A 528-nucleotide genomic window follows, 5' to 3' on the forward strand; every position below is an offset into this window, starting at 1 on the left:
CGACACACGAGTTTGTCAGTGGAACTCCAGGCAAAGAGCTTCCACAAGAAGTAAAAGATTTGCTTCCAGTAGCTCAAACAGACTTGAAAGATGGCAGCCAAGCAACGCCAACACAACCAAGTAAAACGGAAGTTAAGACAGCAGAAGGTACATGGAACTTTAAGTCATACGACAAGACATCCGAAACTATTAATGGAGCGGATGCTCATTTCGTAGGAACATGGGAATTCACCCCAGCGCCAACCTACAAGGCAACTCACGAGTTTGTCAGCGGAACTCCAGGTAAAGAGCTTCCACAAGAAGTAAAAGCCTTGCTTCCAGGAGATCAAACAGATCTGAAAGATGGAAGTCAAGCGACTCCAACGCAACCAAGCAAAACGGAGGTTAAGACGGCAGAAGGTACATGGAGCTTTAAGTCCTACGACAAGACATCTGAAACCATCAATGGAGCGGATGCTCACTTCGTAGGCACCTGGGAATTCACCCCAACCCCAACCTACAAGGCGACTCACGAGTTTGTCAGCGGAA

The 528-nt window shown here is 47.5% G+C and carries 1 protein-coding gene; it reads left to right on the plus strand.

Annotated elements, in window-relative coordinates; all coding sequences use genetic code 11:
* The coding region (locus tag AWH02_RS07265) for an SHIRT domain-containing protein (protein WP_236708902.1) at window positions 1–528 on the plus strand (528 nt) is incomplete at both ends.

This window comes from Streptococcus gordonii (assembly GCF_001553855.1).
Classification (GTDB): Bacteria; Bacillota; Bacilli; order Lactobacillales; family Streptococcaceae; genus Streptococcus; species Streptococcus gordonii.